The sequence below is a fragment of the Tsukamurella serpentis genome, assembly GCF_054780975.1.
On sequence record NZ_BAAGVH010000005.1, the window covers coordinates 33360 to 56795 of the forward strand.

Consider the following 23436-nt stretch of genomic DNA (forward strand, 5'->3'; position numbering starts at 1 on the left):
GCGTAGGCGCAGGCACTGACAGGTTTCGGCTAGTCCTTGCGGGCCACGATCAGGTCGCGGGTGATCGCGCGGTCCACCCGGTGCTGGAAGTCGTCGTATCCGGGACCGTCCAGCACCGTCAGACCCGCATCGCGCAGGAGTTCGGCGACCCGGGCCCGCGGGGCGACACGCACGTTCCAGGCCAGTCCCATCGCGCCGCCGCGGCGCAGCGTCGCCGCCCAACCGGGAAGGGCACTGTCGAGCAGGTCCAAGGGGCTGCGCACCAGGCCGCGTGGTCCCTTGCTGCCGTGCTGCACCCCGTACGGCAGATCGCCCACCAGCACGTCGACGGTGCCCGGACGCACCAGTTCGGCGGTACGCAGGGTGTCGGCGGCGAAGCAGGTCAGGGTCTGCCTCCGGCCGGCGAGGTAGTCGTCCTTCTCCACGGCGAAACCCGCCTCGTACTTCTTCGCGATCACCGCCTTGTCCCGACGCACAGGTGTCGTGGCAGCGGTGTGCTTGAACCGGTGGTCCTTGAGCCAAGTGGTGAGGAAGGAGGTGTAGAGCTCGAAGTCCTTGGTGTCGACGTCCACACCCACGGCGTCGAGTCCGTACATCACGGCCTGGTTCAGCGTCGTCCCGCGCCCGCACACCGGGTCGAGAACGCGGAGCGACCCGTCCAGGACGCCCTCCGGGCGGGCCGTCGATGCAGCGGTCACGTTGAGCACCAGCCGGGTGAACTGCTCGTTGGTCTTGCCCTGGTACTTCAGGATGGTCAGCAGATCGCTCGGCCAGCGGTCCGGCGAGGGCACGTGCACCGGTCGCAGCAGTTCTCCGCAGACCTCGAACAAGGCGTAGAACGCCGAGGCCAGACCAAGGAATCCGAGGTCGCGGTCGGTGAGGGCGTCGGCGGTGAGACCCACGTACTCGACTCCCGCGACGGTCTCGGTGCGCACCTCTGCGATGCCTCCGTCGAGTCCGGCCCGGCAGAGCACGGTCAACTCGGCCCGCATCATCTTCATCGCGGCGTCGGCGTAGACGCGATTGGCGGCGGGTGCGGGCAGCAGTAGATACCGGGACACCCGGGAATCCTAACGACCCAGTCGTATCGTTGGACTCATGCGAGCCGCACAGTCCTTCGAGATCAATGTCGACGGTGCCGCCGCGATCGGATCGGTGGACGGCGACTGGATGGATCTGACGGTGCTCGACGCCGCCGAGGACGCGGCCGGCCCGCTCCTGTCCGCAGCCCGTGAGCGGGCCGCCGGGCTGGATGCCATTCTGGTCCGCACGCACCGCGAGGATCTGGCGGCCCTTCTGCGACGTCACGGCTTCCGACCCGCGGGGGCGGTGGTGGGGCGCCCGCGCGGCGCCACCGAGGTGACGCTGGTGCTGCGACTGTCCGGCGCCGCGGAGACCGACGACGGTGCGGTGCACCCTCCGAAGCGGGAGGTCTTCGATCCGGCGGCGATGACGAACACCGACCCCAAGGGCTTCGTCCGCGCGGTGGATGAGTTCCGGGTGGAGCCGTACGGCCTGTATCTGTTCCGCCGGTCCGACCATCCGCGGTTCGACGCACTGGAGTCGTGGTTGCTGCCGGATTTCGACCTACGCGCGAACATCTTCCACTTCACCCGGGGAAACGAGCGCGATCAGCGGGTGTACCTCGACGTCGGCCGGTACACGCGCGAAGGCCGATCGTGGCACGGCGTCGACTGGTACCTCGACCTGGTCGAGCACCCTGGCAGGCCGATCGAGTTGATCGACGTCGACGAACTGCTCGCGGCCTCCACCGCTGATCTGATCGAACCCGGTGACGCCGAGCGCGCGCTGCTCGCCGCCACTCGCGCGGTGGCCGGGACCGCGGCGCACGGGCACAGCGTGGACGCGTGGCTGGCGTCCGAGGGCGCCCCGATCAGCTGGCGCTGACCTGCACCGTCACCCCACGACCGGGGTCCGAGCCCCGGAACCGCGTGGTCGCACCGTCCGCACCGTCGGGCGCGAAACCCGCGTCGGCGAGCCTTCCCGCCACCGCGTCCGCAGTCACCCCGTCGGCCAGTGTCACGGTGGCGACGGCACCTTCGACGGTGACGGATGCGGCGTCGGTGCCCAGCGTGAGCCACAGCCGCCCGGTGAGTCGCAGGTCGTACGCCGGATCGTCGAGCTGCGGTGCGCCCGGTGCCGGACGGTGGGCGGCGACGTTCGCGGCGAACGGTTCGATCCGCTCCGCCCAGAGCCGCCGGACTGCCGACCTAGTCTGTTCCTGGCTGCCGGTGTTCTCCAACCAGACGTCGGCGACCGCGCGCCGCTGCTCGTCCGTGGCCTGCGCCGCGATCCGGGCGCGGGCGTCCTCCTCTGCCATACCTCGGGATCCGACCAACCGGCGTACCCGTTCCTCTGCGTCCACCCAGACGATGATCACCAGGTGGAACATCGGTGCCAAGTTGCTCTCCACCAGGAGCGGAATGTCCTGGACGATCACGGCGTCCGGGCCGGCTGCGTCGATCAACTCCTGGGAGCGGGCGCCGACCAGCGGATGGGTGATCGCGTTGAGTTCGGCGCGGGACTCGTCATCGGTGAACGCGATCGCGGCCAGCGCGGGCCGGTCCAGGCTGCCGTCGGCGGCGAGGATCGATTCCCCGAAGGCCTCGACCAGCGCGGCCAGTCCCGGGGTTCCGGGCTCGACGACCTCGCGGGCGATCTTGTCGCCGTCGACGATCACCGCGCCGAGTGCCGCGAGTTCTTTGGCCACCGTCGATTTGCCGGCGCCGATGCCGCCCGTCAGTCCGATCCGCAACATGCCTTCACACTAGTGAGTCGATGCGGCTCCGGGTACGCCCGTCACCTCATCGGGGGTGTGCTCGAGAGTGCCCCGCCGCAGTTCCTGACCGGTGGGGATGTCGACCGCGATGATCGACCGGGTCGACGGTTCTGTGACGTAGGCGGTGGAACCGAGGGCGAACACCGCCGGACGGGGCTCCTGCCAGTTCGGGTCCTCGGTCCAGGGCCCGGTGACGGCTGTCTCGCGCAGCACCGCTCCGGTCTCGGGGTCAAGGGTGCGCAACCGTCCGTCGGTGCCGAGTACCAGCGCCTCACCGAACTGGCCGCGAGCCAGCGACCGGAAGGTGTAGGAGGCCGGCAGATCCACCAGTTTCAGGGCACCGGTGCGGGTATCGATCAGACTCACCCGGGTGGTGCGTTCGGGCTTGGCCTTCTCGTCCACCTTGTAATCACCGAGGACCACCGGGTGTGCCTCAGTGGCGGCGATGTTACCGATCCGCGCGTACCCGGGGGTGGGTGCGGAGATCTTGGTGATCTCGTTGCCGCGCACCAACAGTGCACCGTCCTGACAACCGAGCACGAGGGCGCCTGCGGCTGCCGCACCCTCGCCGTGGACGCCGGGGCACCGGTCGTCGGTGGTCAGTGGATTCCGGTCGGCGCCGAGGATCGTCACACCGGTGCGCCGTTCGTCGTCGCCGACGGTCATCACCATGGTCCCGTCCGCACGTTCCACCGCAACCCCGTGGTGCGGTTTCGGAGCGGTGACGGAGGCGCGCGGCGCACCCGTGTCGCCCACCTTGTCCGAGGGCATCGAGGTGGCGGTACCGGTCCCGTCGGAGAAGAGCACTGTGCGTCCGTCGTGGCGCACCACGTGACCGGGTTTGGGTGCCGCGATCTCGATACCGGTGCGCTGCGCGGGTGCGGTGTAGAAGTGCTGATGGTCGCCGTGCGGCACCGACCAGGTGCCCATGTCGATCAGGTGGAAGGCCGACCCCTCGGAGAGGAAGACGTGGCGGCCGTCGCCGGCCGGGTTCACCCGCAGGTGTCCGGCACCGGGGATGTCGGCGACCTTCTGCAGGGTCGATCCGTCGATGATCTGCACACCGCCCTCGTAGGTCACCGCCAGCCGCGGAGTGGCGCGACGCTGTTCTGCGGCACCCGCGGCGCTCCCGGCGGTGGACGACGGTGCCGGATCGGACGGAGCGCTTGCACAGCCGGCCGCCAACAGGGCGGTGGCGAGCAGCGGGACGGTGAGGTGCAGGCGTGTAGACATGACCATAGGTGTAATCGTTCTTGAAAATCATTGTCAAAGATCCTCATGGCGATACATGCATGCGGCGGCCGGCGTCTGCGATGATGCCTGGCATGCCGTTGGTCGCCGGAGTCGATTCGTCCACCCAGTCCTGCAAGATCGTGGTGTGCGATGCGGATTCCGGCGAACTCGTCCGCACCGGCTCGGCGCCGCACCCGGCGGGCACGGAGGTCGCACCGGCCGCCTGGTTGCGGGCACTGGTCGCGGCCGCAGCCGCTGCGGGCGGTTTGGACGATGTCGCGGCGGCCTCCGTCGGTGCACAGCAGCACGGGATGGTGTGTCTCGACGCCGGTGCCGCGGTGGTCCGGGATGCCCTGCTGTGGAACGACACCCGTTCCGCTGCGGCCGCGCACCAGTTGATCGCCGACCTCGCAGGCGGGGAGCAGTGGGCGGACGCGGTCGGGGTGGTTCCGGTAGCGGCGTTGACTGTGTCGAAACTGCGCTGGCTCGCCGATACCGAGCCGGAGAGCGCCGATTCCACTGCGGCTGTGTGCCTCCCGCACGACTGGCTCACCCTGCAATTGTCCGGGGGCGGTACGGACGCCCTGATCACCGACCGTTCCGACGCCTCGGGGACCGGCTACTTCAGCGCCGCGACCGGGAGGTACCGCAGCGATCTGCTCGAACTCGCGATGCGCGGCCGCCACCCGTCGCTCCCCCGCGTCCTGACGCCTGCGGATTCGGTATCGGTGACCCGGACCGACGGGCTGCTGCGTCCGGGGGCGCTGCTCGGTGCGGGCAGCGGCGACAATGCCGGAGCCGCAATGGGACTGGACGCCCGACCCGGTGACTGCATCGTGTCCCTCGGCACCTCGGGGGTGGTGAGCGCGGTGACGGCGGCCGCGCCGCGGGACCCGTCGGGCATCGTCGCCGGCTTCGCCGATGCCACCGGTCACCACCTTCCGCTGGTCTGCACTCTCAACGGGGCGCCCGTGCTGGCGACCACCGCCCGAATGCTGGGTGTGGATCTTGCCGAGTTCGCCCGGTTGGCGCTGTCGGCCCCGGCGGGCGCGGAAGGTCTGGTCCTGGTTCCGTTCTTCGCCGGTGAGCGTTCACCGAATCTACCGGCCGCGACCGGCGCACTACAGGGGGTCACCATGACGAATCTGACGCCCGCCAACATCGCCCGCGCCGCGGTCGAAGGGCTGCTCTGTTCGCTCCGCTTCTGCCTCGATGCGATCTCGGAGCAGGGCACCGAAGTCGAGCGGATCCTGGTGGTGGGCGGTGGCGGCAGGTCGGCGGCGGTGCGCGCACTCGCACCGGCGGTCTTCGGATGCGAGGTGCTGTTCCCCACGGACGGTGAGTACGTCGCCCGCGGTGCGGCTCGACAGGCGGCGTGGACGCTGCGCGGCGACGGCCCCGCACCGGCGTGGGAACGTCCGGCAACGGAGACCACCTCCGCTCCTGCGACACCGCAGGTGTACCTGCGGTACCGCGATGCGACGCAGCTGGTGCTCAGCCGCGCTTGAGTGGACCGGCACGGCTGTGCCTGAACCTCCCTCACCGACTGCGCTACTGCGCGAGCAGGTTCCGCAGCGTCGCGCGGGCTCCGTTCTCGCGCAGCGCGGTCAGCGCCTCGAGGTAGGGGCCGGTGAACCCGGGGCGGTCTGCGAGATCGCCGAACAGGTCCGGTGCCGCGACGAACGCCAGCGGCGTCTCCCGCGACCGGCGGGCGCGTTCGGCCAGCCGCTCCGCGTCGCGGTCGACGATCCGTATCGCGGCACCGTCGTCGGCGGTGCCCTCGCAACTCCGGGTCCAAGCAGCGACCACAGCCGCGGCCAACGGTGCCGACGTACCGGAATCCAGACGCGAGACGATCACCGGGACCAGCCATTTCGGGATGCGGTCCGAGGCGTCCTGGCACAGCCTCGACACGGTGTCGGCGATCGCCGGATTGGAGAACCGCTCGATCAGGGTGTCGATGTAGTCGTCCAGGTCGATCCCGGGCACCGGATGCAGAGTGGGGCGCCCCTCGTTCTGCATGTACCGCCGTAGCAGTCCACGCACGTCGGGATCGGCGGCCGCGTCGTGTACGTACTCGTACCCCAGCAGCCGGGCGAAGTGCCCGAGCGCCTGGTGTCCAGCGTTGAGCAGACGCAGCTTCATCAGCTCGTACGGTGCGACGTCGTCCACCACCTGCACACCCACGTCCTCGAACCGGGGACGACCGGCGCTGAAAGTGTCTTCGAGCACCCACTGTGTGTAGGGCTCGGCGACCACGGGCCAGCGGTCGTCGATGCCGGTAGCGGCGGCGACCTCACCGCGGAGCGTGCCGGGGGTCGCCGGGGTGATCCGATCGACCATCGAGTTGGGGAAGCGAACCTCCTCGGTGATCCACTGCGCCAGTTCGGGATCGGCCATCCGCGCGAAGGCGATGAAGGTGCGGGCTGCGACGTGCCCGTTTCCCTCGATGTTGTCGCAGGACATCACTGTGAACGCGCCGATTCCACGATCGCGCCGGCGGCGCAGGGCCTGTGTGACGTAGCCGAAGACGGTTCGCGGGGCGGCTCCGTCGGTGAGGTCGTGACGGACATCGGGGTTCTCGGTGTCGAACTCGCCGGTGGTGGCCGAGAAGTTGTACCCGCCCTCGGTGATGGTCAGCGAGACGATCCGCACCTCGGGCGCGGCGAGCCTCTCGATCACCGTCTCGGGATCGTCCGGGGCGAACAGGTAGTCGACGATGGATCCGATCACCGATGTCTCCACCCGGCCGTCGGGGTGTTTGAGAGTGAGGGTGTACAGGCCGTCCTGGGGGGCGAGAGCATCGCGCATGGCGGCGTCGGCCGGTCGCAGTCCCACACCGCAGATGCCCCATGCGGCGCCCTCGTCGGCGAGCAGCCGGTCCAGGTAGACGGCCTGGTGGGCGCGGTGGAATCCGCCGACCCCGAAGTGGACGATGCCGCAGCCGACCGCCGCCCGCTGGTAGTCGGGCAGCGCCGCACCCGAGATGCTCGGCAGGTTCGCCTGATTCAGTTCGACGGGTGCACTCATCACTGCTCCTTCGGGTCGGTGGCGGCGCCCGGGTGGACGACGGCCTTGATGCTGCCCGGATCGCGGTCGGCGTTGAGCGCCGCCTCGGCCTGTTCCAGCGGGAATCTTCCGGTGATCATGGATTCGAGATCGACGCGTCCGTCTGCGGCGAGAGCGATCGCCGTGGGCCAGGTGTTGGCGTACCGGAAGACTCCGGTGAGGATCAGTTCCCGGGACTGGATCAACGAGACGGGCAGTTCCAGGTCGTCGGCCCCCATGCCGACCAGAACCACCCGGCCTCCGGGCCGAACCGCGCGAATGCCGGAACGGATCGCGGCGGGAGCACCGGAGGCGTCGATGAAGGCATCGAATCCGGCGCCGACGGACTCCGCTCCGCCCGTCGGGTCCACTGTCAGGGTCGCGCCGAAACGTTCAGCGGCAGCGCGGCGCCCGGCGTCGAGATCGGTGACCACGATGCGGCTCGCGCCGCCGGCTCCGGCCACCTGCGCACACATCAGTCCGATCGGGCCCGCGCCGGCGATCAGCACCGAGCCGCCGAGGCCCACGGCAGCCTTGCGCAGGGCGGCGATTCCGACCGACAACGGCTCGAACAGGGCTGCCGCATCGTCGGAGACGGTGTCCGGAATCGGGTGCGCGAACGCCGATCCGATGGTCACGTACTGCGCCAGCGCACCGTCGACCGGAGGTGTGGCGTAGAAGCGCATGGCCGGGCACAGGTTGTACTCCCCGCGCAGGCTCTCGCTGCTGTAGGGATCGGGGCGCTGCGGTTCGATCGATACGCGCTGGCCGATCCGGCCGGCGCTGACTCCGTCACCGACGGCGACGATCCGCCCGGAGGCCTCATGGCCGAGGATCAGTGGCGCAGTCACCTCGAATTCGCCGATCCGACCGTGTCGCAGGTAGTGCGTATCGGAGCCGCATACGCCGACTGCAGCCACTTCGATCAGCACGTCACCCGCGTCCGGAGTGGGAACGGGACGGGTCTCGAGCGTCAGGTGGCCTCCCGGATGAAGGACGCTCACCCGCATCTCACGCGAAGTTGTTGCCTGGGTCACACTCGTAATGCTACCGTAACGAGCAGAATCACTTCGAGTGAGCATTTGCTCACGAGTACATGGAGCTCGCGCGATGAACCGACAACGCAGTCCCGGCGACCCCGGACACGATCTGCGCCTTCTGGTTCGCGCCGCCACGATGTACCACCTGGAGGGATTGACCCAGGCGCAGATCGCCGAGCGCCTCGGCGTCTCACGCCCCACTGCCGGGCGACTGGTCGCCCGCGCCCGGGCGCAGGGCCTGGTCACCGTCACCGTCGCCGCGCCCGCACATCTCGCTGATTCGATTCACCCCGGCCTGGAACGGGACCTGGAGAACACCTTCGAGCTCTCCGAGGCACTGATCATCGCCGAGGAGGCCGACGGCACCCCCTCCGGGGACGCCGCACTCGGCCGCGCCGGCGCCTCGGTACTGGCACGCCGACTTCAACCGACCGACACCTTCGGATTCACCTGGGGCCCCGAGCAGGTCGCCGTTGCCGACGCCCTCGGTGGCGGCGCCGCGTGCGCCCGGGTGGTCCAGATGGACGGGTCCATGACCTCGGTCGAGTACCACACCGGAGTGGACCACGCTCTGGCCCGCTTCTCGGAACGACTGCATGCTCGGCCGGTGCGGCTGGTGGCACCGCTGTTCGCAGACCCGGCCACGGTCAGCGCACTGGAGCGCGACTCGATCGTCTCCCAGGCGCTGGAGGCCGCACGCACCGCCGACCTCATGCTCTACGGGGTGGGCTCGGCCTCCACCTCGACCACCCTGTTCGAAGGCGCGTTCATCGACACCGAGGTCCTTGACGAGCTGCGTGACCTCGGAGCAGTCGGCGAGATCGGCGGGCGGTTCTACGCACTCGACGGCACCCCCGTCTCCTCGACCCTCGTCGATCGCACCGTCTCCGTCCCTCTGGACGACATTCGACGTTGCCCCACAACGATTCTCATCTCCGGCGGTGTACCGCGCCGGGAATCGATCCTGGGCGCCCTCCGCGGCGGCTTCGCGACCTCCCTGGTCACGGACCTGCCCACCGCGCAGTGGTTGCTCGCAGAACAGAAGGGATGACTGGTGACCGGCAGATCCTCAAGACTGCGCACCGCAGCGGCGGGCGGTCTCGCCGCGTTGACGACCCTGGTGGCCGGCTGCTCGGGCGCGAGCGTGTTCACCGACGGCGGCGAGTCCGCGGTCACCGTCGCCATGGTGTCGAACTCGCAGATGACCGATGCGGTGAGCCTGGCCCCTGAGTTCGAGCGGGCCAACCCCGGCGTGAAGCTCAAGTTCATCACGCTGTCCGAGAACGAGGCCCGGGCGAAGATCACCGCATCGGTCTCGACCGGCGGCGGCGAGTTCGACGTGGTGATGATCAGCAATTACGAGACCCGCATGTGGGCGCAGAACGGTTGGCTGACCGACCTGTCGACGTACATCGATCGTGACCGGTCGTACGACCCCGGCGACTTCATCCCCACCCTGCGGGAGGCACTGTCGTACCGGGATCGGATGTACTCGGTTCCGTTCTACGGCGAATCCTCGTTCTTGATGTACAACAAGCAGATGTTCGCGAAGGCGGGCATCACCCTGCCCGCCGAGCCGACCTGGCCCGAGGTGGCAGACGCGGCACGACGGCTCAACTCACCCGACGTCGCCGGGATCTGCCTGCGCGGCAAGCCGGGCTGGGGAGAGGTCCTCGCACCCTTGAACACGGTGATCAACGCCTATGGTGGCCGCTGGTTCGACGAGCAGTGGAATCCGCAGTTCGATTCACCCGAGGTCCGCGCGGCGGTGAAGTTCTACGTCGACACCGTCCGCGACTACGGCGAGGCGGGTGCCGCGTCCACCGGCTTCCAGGAGTGCGGAAACCTGTTGGCGCAGGGCCAGGCCGCCATGTGGTACGACTCCACCGCCGCGGTCTCCTCCCTGGAGAGTCCGGAGACCTCCAAGATCGCCGGGCAGGTCGGTTACCTGCCCGCACCCAAGATGGCCAAGTCCGGAAACGGCTGGCTGTACACCTGGTCGCTGGGGATCCCGTCCAAGAGCACGCGCGCCGACGATGCGTGGAAGTTCGTGTCCTGGATGACCAGCAAGGACTACATCTCCGGCGTCGCCGACAAGCTCGGTCCCAGCCGAGTGCCGCCGGGCAGTCGCATGTCCACCTACCAGCTGCCCGCCTACAGGGAACTCTCGACGACGTTCGCCACCCAGACCCTCGATTCGATGCTCGCAGCGGACCAGTCCCGCCCCACAGTCGCGCCGGTGCCCTACACCGGAATCCAGTTCCTGGCGATCCCCGAGTTCCAGGACCTCGGCACCCGGGTCAGCCAGCAGATCAGTGCCGCCATCGCCGGACAGATCTCGGTCGACGATGCGCTGGCCCAGTCACAGAAGTACGCCGAGGTGGTCGGCAAGAGCTACCGCGACGGAGACCAGCGGACAGGAGAACGGCGATGACGACGACCGAGGTTCGCCCCGCGGCGACACCGATGCGCTCGAAGCGCGACCGGATCAGCCGAGCCGAGGGCTGGCGTCGGCGGGGGCCACTTCTCCCCGCGCTGATCTTCATGGTGATCGTCACCCAGATCCCGTTCCTGGTGACTCTGTACTACTCCACGCAGTCCTGGAACCTGGTCCGCCCCGGATCTCGGAAGTTCAACTGGCTCAACAACTACGTCGAGGTGTTCCGGGACGCACAGTTCTGGACGGTCACCCTGAACACAGTGCTGTTGATCGTGGGAACAGTGATCATCTCGGTGGTCTTCGGTCTGCTACTGGCGCTGCTCCTGGATCGGAAGTTCACCGGCCGGCCGGTGGTGCGGACACTACTCATCACCCCCTTCCTGGTCACGCCGGTGGCCGCGGCACTGCTGTGGAAGACCAGCCTGCTCTCCCCCACCAACGGCCTATTGACCTGGGTGCTCAGCCCGTTGGGGATCCACATCGACGTGCTCAGCGAGTATCCGCTGGCCTCGGTCGTGGCCGAACTGGTCTGGCAGTGGACTCCGTTCATGATGCTGCTCATCCTGGCCGGCCTGCAGTCCATGCCTCGGGACGTGCAGGAGGCGGCCCGAGTCGACGGCGCCACCAACTTCCGGCTGTTCCGCGAGCTGACTCTGCCTCACCTACGGCGGTTCATCGAACTCGGCGCCGTACTGGGCGCGATCTACCTGGTCAACACGTTCGACGCGGTCTACATGATGACCTCCGGCGGTCCCGGTGTCGCCAGCTCCAACCTGCCGTTCTACATCTACCAACGCGCCTTCCTCGGCTTCGACATCGGCCAGGCCGCGGCGATGGGCGTGGTCACCGTGATCGGCACGATCGTCGTCTCGACCCTCGCGATCCGCCTGATCTTCAAGAGCTTCGGCGCAGGAGAGGAAGCAGCCTGATGTCCACCACGACGATCACCCCTCGACGGCGGCGCGACGCCAAGGGCGGCGCCCTGACCGCGCTGACCTGGATCATCGCCATCGGCTTCTTCTTCCCGGTGCTGTGGATGGTGCTCACCGCGTTCAAGCAGGAGAGCGACGCCGCGACCCGCCCGCCGACCCTCCTCTTCGTGCCCACGCTGGATCAGTTCACGGCGGTCTTCGAATCGGGTATCGGCGTACCGCTGCTCAATTCGGTGTTCGCCACGGTCGTCTCGACGACGCTGGTACTGGCGCTCGGGGTACCGGCGGCGTTCGCGCTCTCCTTGCGACCGGTACGCAAGACCCAGGACGCCCTGTTCTTCTTCATCAGCACCAAGATGCTGCCGATCGTCGCGGCGATCATCCCGCTGTACGTCATCGTCGGCCGGATCGGGATGCTCGACAACATCTGGACACTGGTGATCCTGTACACCGCGATGAACCTGCCCATCGCGGTGTGGATGATGCGCTCGTTCTTCCTGGAGGTGCCGAGCGAACTGCTCGAAGCAGCCGGCCTCGACGGGGCCGGGTTGTGGACCTCGGTACGCGAGGTGATCCTGCCCATCATCGCTCCCGGAATCGCGGCGACCGCGCTGATCTGCGTGATCTTCTCCTGGAACGAGTTCTTCTTCGCGGTGAACCTCACTGCGGTGAACGCCCAGACCATGCCGGTGGCGCTCACCGGTTTCATGTCCGGACAGGGCCTGTTCTGGGCGAAGCTCTCCGCCGCCTCCGTGCTGGCCGCCCTGCCGGTGGTCATCTGCGGCTGGATCGCCCAGAACAAGCTGGTCCGCGGTCTCTCCTTCGGCGCCATCAAGTAGCGCCCCCTTCAATCTCCGAACCTCAGGAGGAGCAATGGCTTCCATCACCTACGACAAGGCGTGCTGCGTGTACCCGGGCGCCCAGTCACTCGCCGTCGATTCCCTCGATCTCGACATCGCCGACGGTGAGTTCGTCGTCCTGGTCGGACCTTCCGGCTCCGGCAAGTCCACCGCACTGCGCATGCTCGCCGGACTGGAGGAGATCGACTCGGGTGCGATCTCGATCGGCGGACGCAGCATGGTCGGCGTCGCACCGAAGGACCGCGACATCGCCATGGTCTTCCAGAACTACGCGCTGTACCCGAACAAGACCGTCGGCGAGAACATGGGGTTCGCGCTCAAGATGCGCGGAGTGCCCCTCGACGAACGTCGACGCAAGGTCGCCGAGGCCGCGAAGCTGCTCGACCTCACCGAGTACCTGGACCGCAAACCGGCACGCCTGTCCGGTGGCCAGCGTCAGCGGGTCGCCATGGGGCGCGCGATCGTGCGGGAACCGCAGGTCTTCTGCATGGACGAGCCGCTGTCGAATCTGGACGCGAAGCTGCGCGTGCAGACCCGTACCCAGATCGCGGCGCTGCAACGGCGTCTGGGCACGACCACCGTGTACGTCACCCATGATCAGGTGGAGGCGATGACGATGGGTGATCGGGTCGCCGTGCTCAAGTTCGGGGTGCTGCAGCAGTTCGCGACGCCGGCGGAACTGTACGACCGGCCGGCGAACGCCTTCGTGGCGGGGTTCATCGGCTCCCCCGCGATGAACCTGTTCGTCGCGCCGGTCCGCGATGGTGAGATCGTCGTCGCAGGCGGCACCGTCGACCTGGACGCGCAGGCGCAGGCCGCGCTGCGCACCTCCGGACTGGACCGGATCACCGTCGGCATCCGTCCGGAGAACCTGGGGTTGGCCGGCCCCGAGTCCGGTGTCGGTGGCCGGGTCGCGATCCTCGAAGACCTGGGAAGTGACACCTTCGTCTACTCGGAGCTCGACGATCCCGAGGTCACGAGCGTCGACGGTGGCGCGGTGACTCTGGTGGCACGCTGCCCGCGCCGGACCGCGGCGCGCATCGGTGACGGTGTGCGGCTCCAACAGAGCGAGCGGACCGTGCACCTGTTCCACCCGGAGACCGGCGAGCGACTCAACTAGGAGTGCTGACCACGGTCCGCCACACCTGGATTCACAACAGTAGACGATGCGAAACGGGGAACGCCCCGCATCCGTTCGGATGCGGGGGCGTTCCCCGTGTGCGGTGGAGCCGATCAGGCGTTGCCCGAGAGCTTCTCGCGGAGAGCGGCGAGCTGCGCGTCGCTGGCGAGCGAACCGCCGGTGCTCTGCGGAGCGTCGTTGCCGGCACGGTCGCCGGACTCGCTCGAGTAGTTCGCACCACCGGTGGCGGGGCCACCCGCAGCGGCCTCGGCGGCCTCGTCGGCGGCGAACTTCTCCATCTGCGCGGTGTGCATCTTGTGGCGACGCTCCGCCTCGGCGTAGCGACCCTCCCACTCCTCGCGCTGCTTGTCGAAGCCCTCGAGCCACTCGTTGGTCTCGGGGTCGAAGCCCTCGGGGAAGATGTACTCACCGTTCTCGTCGTAGCTGTCGGCCATGCCGTACTTCGACGGGTCGAACTCCTCGGTGTAGTCCTCGTTGGCCTGCTTGAGGCTCAGCGAGATACGACGACGCTCGAGGTCGATGTCGATGACCTTGACCATCGCATCGTCGCCGACGGAGACGACCTGATCCGGGACCTCGACGTGGCGCTCGGCCAGCTCCGAGATGTGCACCAGGCCCTCGATGCCCTCCTCGACACGCACGAACGCGCCGAACGGGACCAGCTTGGTGACCTTGCCGGGCACGATCTGGCCGATGGCGTGGGTCCGGGCGAACTGACGCCACGGATCCTCCTGGGTCGCCTTGAGCGACAGCGAGACGCGCTCGCGGTCCAGGTCGACGTCGAGGACCTCGACGGTGACCTCGTCGCCCACGGTGACCACCTCGGACGGGTGATCGATGTGCTTCCAGGACAGCTCGGAGACGTGCACCAGGCCGTCGACGCCGCCCAGGTCCACGAAGGCACCGAAGTTGACGATCGAGGACACGACGCCCTTGCGGACCTGGCCCTTCTGCAGCTGGTGCAGGAACTCGCTGCGGACCTCGGACTGGGTCTGCTCGAGCCATGCACGGCGCGACAGGACCACGTTGTTGCGGTTCTTGTCGAGCTCGATGATCTTGGCCTCGATCTCCTTGCCGATGTACGGCTGGAGGTCGCGCACACGACGCATCTCGACCAGGGAGGCCGGGAGGAAGCCGCGGAGGCCGATGTCCAGGATGAGACCACCCTTGACCACCTCGATGACGGTGCCCTTGACGGCCTCGTCCTTCTCCTTGAGCTCCTCGATCGTGCCCCAGGCGCGCTCGTACTGCGCACGCTTCTTGGACAGGATCAGGCGACCTTCCTTGTCCTCCTTGGTGAGGACGAGGGCCTCGACCGCGTCGCCGACGTTGACGACCTCGGACGGGTCGACGTCGTGCTTGATGCTCAGCTCGCGGGAGGGGATGACGCCTTCGGTCTTGTAACCGATGTCGAGGAGGACCTCGTCACGGTCGACCTTGACGATGGTGCCCTCGACGATGTCGCCATCGTTGAAGTACTTGATCGTCGCGTCGATCGCAGCGAGGAAGTCCTCCGCGGTGCCGATATCGTTGACGGCGACCTGCGGGGACGTAACAGTAGTGGTGGGCATTGGGTAAGTTGCTCCGGACAAGGTGCTCGTAGTTGGGTCGAGATCGCGCACGCATGGGCACACGCGTGTGCCAGGCTACTCCACCAGTCGCTAGCTGGGCAAACCGTCCGCTCCGATCCTGCCGCCGAGAGGTTCCCACCTGTGACCCACCGCCCCAAACCGGACATGCGGCGCGACAGCGCGGGATCAGAGGCCGCCAACCGGTCCTGGTGGGATTCCGATGCGGACGCCTACCACGCGGAGCACGCCGAGTTCCTGGGTGTGGACACCGCCGACGGTGATTTCGTGTGGTGCCCGGAAGGCCTGCGCGAGTCGGACGCGGCTCTGCTCGGCACCGTCGGACCGCGAACCGTCGCGGTCGAGATCGGTTGCGGGAGCGCACCCTGTTCGCGCTGGCTGGCGGCCCAGGGCGCAACGGTGATCGGATTCGACATCTCGGCCGGAATGCTCCGGCGCGGCCTGCCGCACGTTCGCGGCGGCAATCCACTGCTGGTCCAGGCGGGTGCCGAGAACTTCCCGATCGCCGACGAGAGCGCGCACGTCGTGTGCTCCGCATTCGGGGGGATCCCCTTCGTCGCCGACTCCGCGCGGGTCATGGCGGAGGCCTTCCGAGTACTGCGGCCCGGTGGACGCTTCGTGTTCTCGGTCAACCACCCGATGCGGTGGATGTTCCTCGACGATCCGGGACCGGACGGATTGGTGGCCACCCTGTCGTACTTCGACCGCAGCCCGTACGTCGAGACCGACGACGACGGTGTTCCGAGCTACGTCGAGCATCACCGCACCATGGGTGACCGGATCCGGGAGATCGTCGCCGCGGGCCTGCGCGTGGTGGACGTGATCGAGCCCGAGTGGCCCGAGGGATTCATGCAGCAGTGGGGCCAATGGAGCCCGCTGCGTGGCGCCATCTTCCCAGGTACGGCGGTGTTCTGCTGCGAGAAGCCCAGCCCGCCCGGCGGGCCGGCGGATCGGTGAGACGTGCGCTCACACGCGAGCCCGTACCCGGGTTGAGATCGCACCGAACCGGGTTGTTCTTGCCTGGTGGCGTGCTTTCGCAGTTCACGTCGACCCGGTAGTCTCTCGGCGGGCAGCCGTCATCGCAGAGAAGGAGTCAGACATGAACCGGATGCGCATCGCCGCTGCAATCACCGCACTCGCGGGCACCTTGGCCCTCGCGCCCGCAGTCGCCTCCGCAGCCCCCACCGACAAGGTTCCCGGCACCAAGTGCACGGTCGCACAGGTCGAGCGGGCCACGCAGGTCATCGCCCCCGAGGCGATCGCCGTCATGGACGCCACTCCCGGCGGCCGCGAGCAGGCCAACGAGCTCCTCACCGCCAAGCCCGAGGATCGCCAGAAGATCATCGAGCGCCTGACCAAGAACAACCCCGAGGCCGCTGCGTACTACAAGGCCAACCGCACCGACATCGACGCCAAGATCGCCAAGGTCATCGCGACCTGCGACAAGTACTGATCACACCAGTTCCCCGAGAGGCACGCATGACCTTCCGCCGTTCCGCAGCCACCGTCGCCATCGCCGGCGCCGTCGCCCTGGCGGGCGCTCCGCTCGCCGCGGCCGCCCCGAAGCCGGCCGACCCCGAGCTCGCACGCGCCGTACCCGGCACCTCGTGCACCGTCGGCCAGCTCCGCACCGCGATCGACCGTTCGTCGCCCGGGCTGGTGGCCAAGCTCGACCAGGTGACCGGCGGCACCAAGCAGTTCGCCGACATCGCCACCTCCGACCCCATGACCCGCCAGTTCCGGCTCGCCGCTCTGGTGTTCACCGGATCGGCTGCGGGCTTCGGGATCTTCGCCGAGCAGCAGAACGTGCGCAACGCCCTCGCGGACGCCTACCGCACCTGCTCGACCGAGAAGGCACCGGAGAAGAAGGCACCCGAGAAGAAGTAACGAGAACCACTCGAACGGCGGCTGCGCTCTGCGCGGCCGCCGTTCGGCGTTCCGCCCCCGGAAGCATCACCGGATCACCACCGGACATCGGCGGCCATCGCCAGCAGGCGGGCCCGACGCCGCTCATTCCCCTGTCCCACCCAGGCGATCCGGCCGTACACGTAGGCACGGAAGTCCGGATGATCGTCCCGGTTCTGGGTGCCGGCCCCGAACCGTGCGGCATTGTGCAGCAGGGCACGCAGGTCGTCGTAGTCGCGTCTGCGAACCTGGGCGCGATCGTTGACGACGACGCCCGCGAGCTCCTGCCGGGATCCGCTGCGCATGACCCTCGTCTTCCTCGGGTTCACCGTGAATCCCTCCGATCGGATGATCCTCGGTACCACTGCGGCCAGCAGAGCAGGCTCACTCGCACCGGAGAAAGCGAGGTCGTCGCCGTACCGCGAGTATCGAGCGCCCTGCGCTCGTGCCAGGCCCGCGAGCCTGGCGTCCATCCTCGCGAGCACGAGATTCATCAGAGCCGGTGAGGTGGGTGCCCCCTGCGGCAGGTGCCGTCCACGCAGGACCGCCGCCTGCCACGCGTCCAGTCCGCGCAGTCGGTCGCCCGGTGTCGACACCGTGCACAGGTCGGCCAGCACGCCGCTCACCACGCGCGGATAACCCAGGCCCCGGAACACCTGCCGGACCCGTGGAACCGTCACCGTCGAATAGCAGTCCCGCAGATCCAGGCGCACCACCGATCTCGATCCGGTGTGCGGTTGCGCGTAGCGCAGGACCGATCCTCCCGGGCGGAATCCGCAGGCGGCCGGGTGCGGTGCAGCCGGGTCCAGGACGCGTCGCAGAATCCTGCGCTGGGCCTCCGCCAACCGTGGCTTGGGCGCCTCGATCACCCTGAACCCACCGGACGGCTTGGTGATTCGCCGGACCCGGTAGTGCCGCAGCGGCGGCGCGGAGTGGCGCAACCACTGCCGGTGGTCGGCGAACCACTCGAGTTCACCGACCGTCAGGTCGAGCATCCGGGTGATCGCCGGGATGTCGTCGAGTTGCAGTCCCGGCACGTCACGGTGCGCCTCCGGTTCCAACCGTTCGACGGTGCGCAACAGGTCCAGCGCAGTGAGCAACGCGCCGGTGCGTGCCGGGTGGGGAACGCCGTCGACGTGCAGCAGGGGTGCGTGCGGGTGTGCGGCGAGCAGTGCGCGCACCGAGTCGTCGCTGACCCCGGGTACGACCGCCGCGATCGCAGCGGTCACGAACTCCTCGGTCCATTGCTCGTCGGCGACGGATTCCAGGCGCTGAGCGAGGGCGTACCTGGCGCTGTGCGGCAGTCGCCGCGCGACGTCGACGGCCGTCATGAGCGGGATGCGAACGCCGCTCGGGTGACCTGTGACACGTGCCCGCAGCGCCATCGGGTGCGCGCAGCGCACTGCGTGGCGTGGGACGCAGGGTGTAACCGTGTGGTGCTCCCAGCGGTTACCGCTGGGATGGATCGCGCGGATCCCGCCTCACCCGAGCGACGTCGCATGGATCCAGAGTGCCACAGCTGGACATCGGTGGGCCGGTGTCGCAGACCGGCCCGCGCAACGACGGCGCCTCCGCCCAGACGCTATTCGAGTTCTCGGATGTAGCAGAGCATCCGGTAGTCGGTGCCGGGTTCGATGTTGTAGAAGCCGTGTCGATCGTAGAAGCGGCGGGTGTCGACGTCGACCTCGTCGACGTTGATGTGGATCTCTCCGCCGCCCCGACGACGGATCTCGTCGAGCACCCGGAGCAGCAGGGCGGTGCCGATTCCGCCGTCACGCAGCGGAGGGACCACGTACAACTCGTCGAGCACGGCGAGCGGCCCCTCGCAGTACACCGTGGGCCGTAGCGTCACGAGTGCGTATCCCGTGGGACGGGCAGGATCGCCGGCGAACAGCACGAAGGCCGCCGGATCGTCCATCAGTCGCGCGTAGCGCCGCTCCAGCACCTCGACCGAGGGCGTCGGCGAATGGAACTCGGTGTTGAAGTCGACCTGCAACCGGGCCGCCGTCCGGGCATGTTGCGAGCCGACGAGGTGAACCTCGTGCTCGGATTCCATCGGCGTCCTCCCGTGGCTAGTGTGCGGCTTCGTCCCAAGTGCGGCCGTATCCGACGGACACCTCCAACGGCACCGACAGATCGGCTGCCGTTCCCATGGTGTCGCGGACCAGCTTCTCCAGCGTGTCCCGCTCCCCTGCGGCCACTTCGAGTACCAGTTCGTCGTGGACCTGCAGCAGCATCCGTGAAGCCAGTCCGGCCTCGGTGATCGCGGCCTGCAGACCGATCATGGCGACCTTGATGATGTCGGCCGCGCTGCCCTGGATCGGCGCGTTCAGCGCCATTCGCTCCGCCGCCTCACGTCGCATTCGGTTGGTGGAGGTCAGATCCGGCAGGTACCGGCGACGGCCGTAGATCGTCTCGGTGAATTCGTTGCGCCCGGCCTCGACCACCACGTCCTGCAGGTAATCGCGCACCCCACCGAACCTAGAGAAGTAGGCCTCCATCTGCTCCTTCGCCTCGTCCCGCGAGATCTTCAGCTGCGCCGCGAGCCCGAATGCCGACAGTCCGTACGCCAACCCGTACGACATGGCCTTCACCCGCCGGCGCATATCCGGGGTGACCTCGTCGATCGGAACCCCGAAAGCCCTCGCGCCGACGAAGTTGTGCAGGTCCTCGCCGGTGTTGAAGGCCTCGATCAGCCCGGCGTCACCGGACAGGTGCGCCATGATCCGCATCTCGATCTGGCTGTAATCGGCCGTCATCAGCGTCTCGTAGCCCTCGCCCGCGATGAACGCGTGCCGGATCTGCCTGCCGGCCTCGGTCCGTACCGGGATGTTCTGCAGGTTCGGATCGGTGGACGACAGTCGACCGGTGGCCGCGACCGTCTGGTTGAAAGTCGAGTGGATACGTCCGTCGGAGGCGACGGTCTTGAGCAGTCCCTCGACGGTGACCTTGAGCCGGGTCGCGTCGCGGTGTTCGAGCAGAGACTGCAGGAAGGGATGGGGCTCCTTCTCGTACAGGGCCTCCAGCGCCGCGGCGTCGGTGGTGTATCCGGTCTTCGTCTTCTTCGTCTTCGGCAGACCGAGCTTGTCGAACAGCACCACCTGCAACTGCTTCGGAGAGCCGAGGTTGATCCGTTCACCGATCTCCTCGAACGCCGAGCTCTCGGCGGCACGGATCCGCTCGCTGAAATCGTTGCGCAGCGATTCGAGGTGATCGAGGTCGACGGTGATCCCGGTGGACTCCATGACGTCGAGGACCCGCATCACCGGTAGCTCCATCTCCGCCAGGAGCGGCCGCGACTCGATGTTGTCGAGCTCATCGTCCAAAGCGGCCGCGAGATCCACCACCGCCCGCGCACGCAGGATGGCTTGCTGTGCCTTCTCACCCGCGGAATCGTCCGGATCATCGAGCAGCGACAGTTGGGCCTGATCGTCGGCCGACTCGACCCGCAGCTCGCGGTGCAGATACCGCACCGACAGGTCATCGAGGTTGAAGCTCCGTTGTCCCGGCCGCACCAGATAGGCGGCGATCGCCGTGTCCGACGTGAGCCCGCCGAGCGACCAACCGCGGCTGTTCAGCGCGTGCATCGCCCACTTCGCCTCGTGCACGGCCTTCGGCTGGGCCTCGTCGGCGAGCCAGGCGCCGAGCGCGGCCTCATCCTCCGGGGTGAGCGTGGCCAGGTCGAAGTAGCCTCCCTCCCCATCGGGCGCGGCGATCACCACGGCCTCGGCGTCACCGTCGAAGACGACCTCCGGGCCGATCACGCCGAGCCCACAGCGCAGCCCCGATGCGCCGTGCTCGGCCAGCCACGCGGTGACGGTGCCTGCGGCGACCTGCCCGCCGGAGATCTCGAAGCCCTCGTCCGCTTCCGGTTCACTGCTGGAGAGCTCGGTGAAGATTCTCTCGCGCAGTACGCGGAACTCGAGATCGTCGAAGAGCTGGTGGATGGCCTCGCGGTTCCACGGCTTGAGCGCGAGATCAGCCGGTGTATAGGGCAGGCTCATGTCCCGGACCATCTCGGTGATCTGGCGGTTGAGCTGCACCGTCGCCAGGTTCTCGCGGAGTGAATCACCGACCTTCCCCTTGACCTTGTCGACGCCTGCGACCAGACCTTCGAGGTTCCCGTACTCCCGGATCCATTTGGCCGCGGTCTTCTCGCCGACGCCGGGGATGCCGGGCAGGTTGTCCGACGGGTCTCCGCGCAGTGCCGCGTAGTCGGGGTACTGGGACGGCGTGAGGCCGTACTTGGCCTCCACCTCCTCCGGAGTGAACCGGGTCAGATCCGAGACGCCCTTCCGCGGGTAGAGGACTGTGACGTCGTCGTTGACCAGTTGGAGCGCGTCGCGGTCACCGGTGACGATGAGCACCTTGAAGCCCTGCTCCTGCGCCTGAGTGGTCATCGTGGCGATGATGTCGTCCGCCTCGTACCCCTCCTGAGCCATGGTGGGGATCCCCATCGCGGCCAAGACGTCCTTGACCACATCGACCTGGCCGCGGAAGTCGTCCGGAGCCGAGGAACGCTGGGCCTTGTACTCGGGGTACATCTCGGCTCGGAAGGTCTGCCGGGAGACGTCGAACGCCGCGGCGACGTAGCCGGGCGCTTCCTCCTTGAGCAGCTTGATCAGCATCGATGTGAAGCCGTACACCGCGTTGGTGGGCTGCCCCGATTTGGTACGGAAGCGGCCACCGTCGAGCGGGAGCGCGAAGAAGGCGCGGAACGCCATCGAGTGCCCGTCGATCAAGAGCATCGTGGGCTTGGTCGAGGTGTTCGCAGAAGTCACACAGGCAGTCTAGTGATCCGCGCTGACAGGTTCCGTCAGGTCACCGAGGGCGGCGACGGAGGCGGCACGACGACCGTCTCGGCGACGCGGCGTTCCAGTTCCGTGACCTCTGCGGTCGCCGATTCCAGCGCCGGTCCCTTCCGCTCCTGCGGTAGGGCGGAGATCGTGACCAGGCGGTCGTCGAGTTCCTGCGCGGTCACCGTCAGAGTGACCCGGGCGTCGAGCTGGGCCGCGGACAGCACTCCGGCGGGTTGCTCGAAGGCCTGCAGGGCGGTGCGGATACGACGGTGCAACCGCGCCTCCGGGACGTGCGAGCCGGACCACGACTTCGGGGCCCGAGACGGGAACGGCATGACGGCCTCCGCCTCCTGCTGGCGCCGACTGCTGCGCACCAGCGCGATCGCGAAGCCGGTGGCCACGAGCACTGCCACCACGACCAGAGCGAGCAGAACCAGAATCACCGTCGACATCGTTGTCCCTCCTCAGCGGACCTGCATGTACAGGTACACCGCCATGCCGATCAACAGCAAGCCCACCGCAGTGGCCGCGGCGATCTTGATCGCACTCCACGGCCGTTGACCTTGCACTTCACCGGTGACGCCGTTGACGAACACCTGGAACGGCCGGTTCGCGAAGGTCACCGTGAGCAGCCACACCGGCATCAACACGTACAGGAAGTCGATGGACTGGTACACCGGGTTCATCCGGTTGATCCGCTGCGCGTCACCGCCGATGTCGCGGCGCACCGAGTTCTCGATGATCCCCTCGATCCGGGGCCGTGCCTGGGCCTCGAAGACCTGAACGGCGTCACCGTCGTAGGTACGGGCGAGGTGCCCGGCGATGAACTCCGGCGTGTACGGGACCGCCTGCTCGGTGGGCCATGGCTCGAGCTCGCGCACGCGGGCCGTGTCGAGCCCGGTGTTGGCGGACTCGGCGAGTCGCGCGATGCTGTCGTGCACCCGTCCGGAGACCGGCCACCAGTCGGTGTAGGTCTCGACGTTGCCGTCCCGGTCCCGGCGAGTGCGGTGGGTTCCGCGGGCGCCCGAGTACTCGGTGCTCACCTCGGCGTCGTAGCTGTAGTACGAGAGGTAGAGGCTGCTGAACGCGCCGAGCACCCGGTACTTCTTGAACTCGCTCGGTGCGAACCACCGGCTGTTGATCCAGGCCGCGATGTTCTGCCGCGCCTGATCCTCACCCACGCGCAGGGGTAGCACGCCGTCGATCGGCAGCCTGGTCGGGGCGATCTGGACGTCGGTCCGCTGGATCGCGGTGTTGCAGTACGGGCAGCGGGTGGCGGTGAGCGTGCCACTGAACAGGGTGTGACCGCCGCAGTTCTGGCACACCACCTCGTGGTCCACCACCGGTGGCCGTACTCCGGTCTGCGGCTGCGCGTACAGGGCCTTCATCGTCGGCCCGAGCGGATGCGGCCGCAGCTCCCGACCGCCGTCGAGCATGACCGGGAAGGTGCTGCCGCAGCTGGGCGAACGGAGCTTCGCCAGCGCCGGGTCGTAGACCAGCGAGTCTCCGCAGTTCCCGCACGGATACGTGCGGGTCTGCTCGGTCAGGTGCAGCATCTCCCGACTGTTCGCGGACGGGACCGGCGGGTCCGGAGCGGGATCGGGTTCGGGCTGCCGCGGATCGCCGGGCAGCGGGGGCGGCACCGTCAT

At 68.2% G+C, this 23436-nt stretch carries 21 protein-coding genes; 10 read left to right on the forward strand and 11 right to left on the reverse strand.

The genetic code is table 11. The features are described 5' to 3' along the window. Positions 1–29: 29 nt before the first annotated feature. Positions 30–1061, reverse strand: coding sequence for a TRM11 family SAM-dependent methyltransferase (locus tag ACYVHG_RS13225; protein WP_461167932.1), 1032 nt, complete (start codon positions 1059–1061; stop codon positions 30–32). Between the two features lie 37 nt (positions 1062–1098). Between ACYVHG_RS13225 and ACYVHG_RS13230 the strand changes: the two genes are divergently transcribed. Then, positions 1099–1908 (forward strand): ribonuclease FAU-1 family protein, encoded by an 810-nt coding sequence (locus tag ACYVHG_RS13230; protein ID WP_461167933.1) that lies wholly within the window; start codon positions 1099–1101, stop codon positions 1906–1908. Here the strand turns inward: ACYVHG_RS13230 and coaE are convergent. After that, positions 1895–2779, reverse strand: a complete 885-nt coding sequence (gene coaE, locus ACYVHG_RS13235) for a dephospho-CoA kinase (protein WP_461167934.1) — start codon at positions 2777–2779, stop codon at positions 1895–1897. The genes ACYVHG_RS13230 and coaE overlap by 14 nt on opposite strands. A 9-nt stretch (positions 2780–2788) precedes the next feature. Next, entirely contained in the window at positions 2789–4033 is a 1245-nt protein-coding gene (locus tag ACYVHG_RS13240; protein ID WP_461167935.1) for a hypothetical protein, read from the reverse strand. Positions 4034–4125: 92 nt separating this feature from the next. On the opposite strand from ACYVHG_RS13240, the gene ACYVHG_RS13245 reads away from it, so the two are divergent. After that, a complete protein-coding gene (locus ACYVHG_RS13245) occupies positions 4126–5541 on the forward strand; it encodes an FGGY family carbohydrate kinase (RefSeq protein WP_461167936.1) in 1416 nt (471 codons plus the stop codon). A 43-nt stretch (positions 5542–5584) separates the two neighbouring features. Here the strand turns inward: ACYVHG_RS13245 and ACYVHG_RS13250 are convergent, their stop codons facing one another. Further along, positions 5585–7063 carry a mannitol dehydrogenase family protein gene (locus ACYVHG_RS13250; protein ID WP_461167937.1) on the reverse strand — a complete coding sequence of 493 codons (1479 nt, stop codon included), beginning with the start codon at positions 7061–7063 and terminating at the stop codon, positions 5585–5587. Then, positions 7063–8091 (reverse strand): NAD(P)-dependent alcohol dehydrogenase, encoded by a 1029-nt coding sequence (locus tag ACYVHG_RS13255; RefSeq protein WP_461168020.1) that lies wholly within the window; start codon positions 8089–8091, stop codon positions 7063–7065. Before ACYVHG_RS13255 ends, ACYVHG_RS13250 begins: the two co-directional genes overlap by 1 nt. Positions 8092–8191: 100 nt before the next feature. Here ACYVHG_RS13255 and ACYVHG_RS13260 point away from each other — a divergent pair, with 100 nt between their 5' ends. The 5 genes from ACYVHG_RS13260 to ACYVHG_RS13280 are packed head-to-tail and all read left to right on the forward strand — an operon-like array spanning position 8192 to position 13473. Beyond that, positions 8192–9172, forward strand: coding sequence for a sugar-binding transcriptional regulator (locus ACYVHG_RS13260; RefSeq protein WP_461167938.1), 981 nt, complete (start codon positions 8192–8194; stop codon positions 9170–9172). Further along, positions 9173–10555, forward strand: coding sequence for an ABC transporter substrate-binding protein (locus ACYVHG_RS13265; RefSeq protein WP_461168021.1), 1383 nt, complete (start codon positions 9173–9175; stop codon positions 10553–10555). It begins immediately after the preceding gene. Next, positions 10552–11490: a carbohydrate ABC transporter permease gene (locus ACYVHG_RS13270; RefSeq protein WP_461167939.1), complete on the forward strand. Its 939-nt coding sequence runs from the start codon at positions 10552–10554 to the stop codon at positions 11488–11490. The genes ACYVHG_RS13265 and ACYVHG_RS13270 overlap by 4 nt, the downstream gene beginning before the upstream one ends. Beyond that, complete coding sequence (locus tag ACYVHG_RS13275) at positions 11490–12332, forward strand: carbohydrate ABC transporter permease (RefSeq protein WP_461167940.1); 843 nt, start codon at positions 11490–11492, stop codon at positions 12330–12332. The genes ACYVHG_RS13270 and ACYVHG_RS13275 overlap by 1 nt, the downstream gene beginning before the upstream one ends. Positions 12333–12366: 34 nt before the next feature. Continuing rightward, a complete protein-coding gene (locus ACYVHG_RS13280; protein WP_461167941.1) occupies positions 12367–13473 on the forward strand; it encodes an ABC transporter ATP-binding protein in 1107 nt (368 codons plus the stop codon). A 113-nt stretch (positions 13474–13586) separates the two neighbouring features. On the opposite strand, the gene rpsA is transcribed toward ACYVHG_RS13280, so the two are convergent. Next, complete coding sequence (rpsA, locus tag ACYVHG_RS13285) at positions 13587–15065, reverse strand: 30S ribosomal protein S1 (protein ID WP_461167942.1); 1479 nt, start codon at positions 15063–15065, stop codon at positions 13587–13589. Positions 15066–15230: 165 nt separating this feature from the next. Between rpsA and ACYVHG_RS13290 the strand changes: the two genes are divergently transcribed. The 3 genes from ACYVHG_RS13290 to ACYVHG_RS13300 all read left to right on the forward strand — a co-directional run bounded on the left by ACYVHG_RS13290 (position 15231) and on the right by ACYVHG_RS13300 (position 16970). Beyond that, positions 15231–16040: a class I SAM-dependent methyltransferase gene (locus tag ACYVHG_RS13290; RefSeq protein WP_461168022.1), complete on the forward strand. Its 810-nt coding sequence runs from the start codon at positions 15231–15233 to the stop codon at positions 16038–16040. 142 nt (positions 16041–16182) lie between these two features. Continuing rightward, positions 16183–16536, forward strand: coding sequence for a hemophore-related protein (locus ACYVHG_RS13295; protein ID WP_461167943.1), 354 nt, complete (start codon positions 16183–16185; stop codon positions 16534–16536). Positions 16537–16562: 26 nt separating this feature from the next. Continuing rightward, complete coding sequence (locus ACYVHG_RS13300) at positions 16563–16970, forward strand: hemophore-related protein (RefSeq protein WP_461167944.1); 408 nt, start codon at positions 16563–16565, stop codon at positions 16968–16970. A gap of 74 nt (positions 16971–17044) precedes the next feature. Here the strand turns inward: ACYVHG_RS13300 and ACYVHG_RS13305 are convergent, their stop codons facing one another. The 5 genes from ACYVHG_RS13305 to ACYVHG_RS13325 all read right to left on the reverse strand — a co-directional run bounded on the left by ACYVHG_RS13305 (position 17045) and on the right by ACYVHG_RS13325 (position 23436). Beyond that, positions 17045–18319 (reverse strand): reverse transcriptase family protein, encoded by a 1275-nt coding sequence (locus ACYVHG_RS13305; RefSeq protein WP_461167945.1) that lies wholly within the window; start codon positions 18317–18319, stop codon positions 17045–17047. Between the two features lie 251 nt (positions 18320–18570). Continuing rightward, positions 18571–19044, reverse strand: a complete 474-nt coding sequence (locus tag ACYVHG_RS13310) for a GNAT family N-acetyltransferase (RefSeq protein WP_461167946.1) — start codon at positions 19042–19044, stop codon at positions 18571–18573. A 16-nt stretch (positions 19045–19060) separates the two neighbouring features. Further along, positions 19061–21736: a DNA polymerase I gene (gene polA, locus ACYVHG_RS13315; RefSeq protein WP_461168023.1), complete on the reverse strand. Its 2676-nt coding sequence runs from the start codon at positions 21734–21736 to the stop codon at positions 19061–19063. A gap of 68 nt (positions 21737–21804) precedes the next feature. Further along, complete coding sequence (locus ACYVHG_RS13320; protein WP_461167947.1) at positions 21805–22239, reverse strand: hypothetical protein; 435 nt, start codon at positions 22237–22239, stop codon at positions 21805–21807. A 12-nt stretch (positions 22240–22251) separates the two neighbouring features. Continuing rightward, a complete protein-coding gene (locus ACYVHG_RS13325) occupies positions 22252–23436 on the reverse strand; it encodes a TFIIB-type zinc ribbon-containing protein (RefSeq protein WP_461167948.1) in 1185 nt (394 codons plus the stop codon).

Bases quoted from the DNA above. Each gene is read 5' to 3' on its own strand.
- ACYVHG_RS13230 (WP_461167933.1), top strand. From the start codon at position 1,099: ATGCGAGCCGCACAGTCCTTCGAGATCAATGTCGACGGTGCCGCCGCG.
- coaE (WP_461167934.1), bottom strand. From the start codon at position 2,779: ATGTTGCGGATCGGACTGACGGGCGGCATCGGCGCCGGCAAATCGACG.
- ACYVHG_RS13240 (WP_461167935.1), bottom strand. From the start codon at position 4,033: ATGTCTACACGCCTGCACCTCACCGTCCCGCTGCTCGCCACCGCCCTG.
- ACYVHG_RS13245 (WP_461167936.1), top strand. From the start codon at position 4,126: ATGCCGTTGGTCGCCGGAGTCGATTCGTCCACCCAGTCCTGCAAGATC.
- ACYVHG_RS13250 (WP_461167937.1), bottom strand. From the start codon at position 7,063: ATGAGTGCACCCGTCGAACTGAATCAGGCGAACCTGCCGAGCATCTCG.
- ACYVHG_RS13255 (WP_461168020.1), bottom strand. From the start codon at position 8,091: ATGCGGGTGAGCGTCCTTCATCCGGGAGGCCACCTGACGCTCGAGACC.
- ACYVHG_RS13260 (WP_461167938.1), top strand. From the start codon at position 8,192: ATGAACCGACAACGCAGTCCCGGCGACCCCGGACACGATCTGCGCCTT.
- ACYVHG_RS13270 (WP_461167939.1), top strand. From the start codon at position 10,552: ATGACGACGACCGAGGTTCGCCCCGCGGCGACACCGATGCGCTCGAAG.
- ACYVHG_RS13275 (WP_461167940.1), top strand. From the start codon at position 11,490: ATGTCCACCACGACGATCACCCCTCGACGGCGGCGCGACGCCAAGGGC.
- ACYVHG_RS13280 (WP_461167941.1), top strand. From the start codon at position 12,367: ATGGCTTCCATCACCTACGACAAGGCGTGCTGCGTGTACCCGGGCGCC.
- rpsA (WP_461167942.1), bottom strand. From the start codon at position 15,065: ATGCCCACCACTACTGTTACGTCCCCGCAGGTCGCCGTCAACGATATC.
- ACYVHG_RS13290 (WP_461168022.1), top strand. From the start codon at position 15,231: ATGCGGCGCGACAGCGCGGGATCAGAGGCCGCCAACCGGTCCTGGTGG.
- ACYVHG_RS13295 (WP_461167943.1), top strand. From the start codon at position 16,183: ATGAACCGGATGCGCATCGCCGCTGCAATCACCGCACTCGCGGGCACC.
- ACYVHG_RS13300 (WP_461167944.1), top strand. From the start codon at position 16,563: ATGACCTTCCGCCGTTCCGCAGCCACCGTCGCCATCGCCGGCGCCGTC.
- ACYVHG_RS13305 (WP_461167945.1), bottom strand. From the start codon at position 18,319: ATGACGGCCGTCGACGTCGCGCGGCGACTGCCGCACAGCGCCAGGTAC.
- ACYVHG_RS13310 (WP_461167946.1), bottom strand. From the start codon at position 19,044: ATGGAATCCGAGCACGAGGTTCACCTCGTCGGCTCGCAACATGCCCGG.
- polA (WP_461168023.1), bottom strand. From the start codon at position 21,736: ATGCTCTTGATCGACGGGCACTCGATGGCGTTCCGCGCCTTCTTCGCG.
- ACYVHG_RS13320 (WP_461167947.1), bottom strand. From the start codon at position 22,239: ATGTCGACGGTGATTCTGGTTCTGCTCGCTCTGGTCGTGGTGGCAGTG.
- ACYVHG_RS13325 (WP_461167948.1), bottom strand. From the start codon at position 23,436: ATGACGGTGCCGCCCCCGCTGCCCGGCGATCCGCGGCAGCCCGAACCC.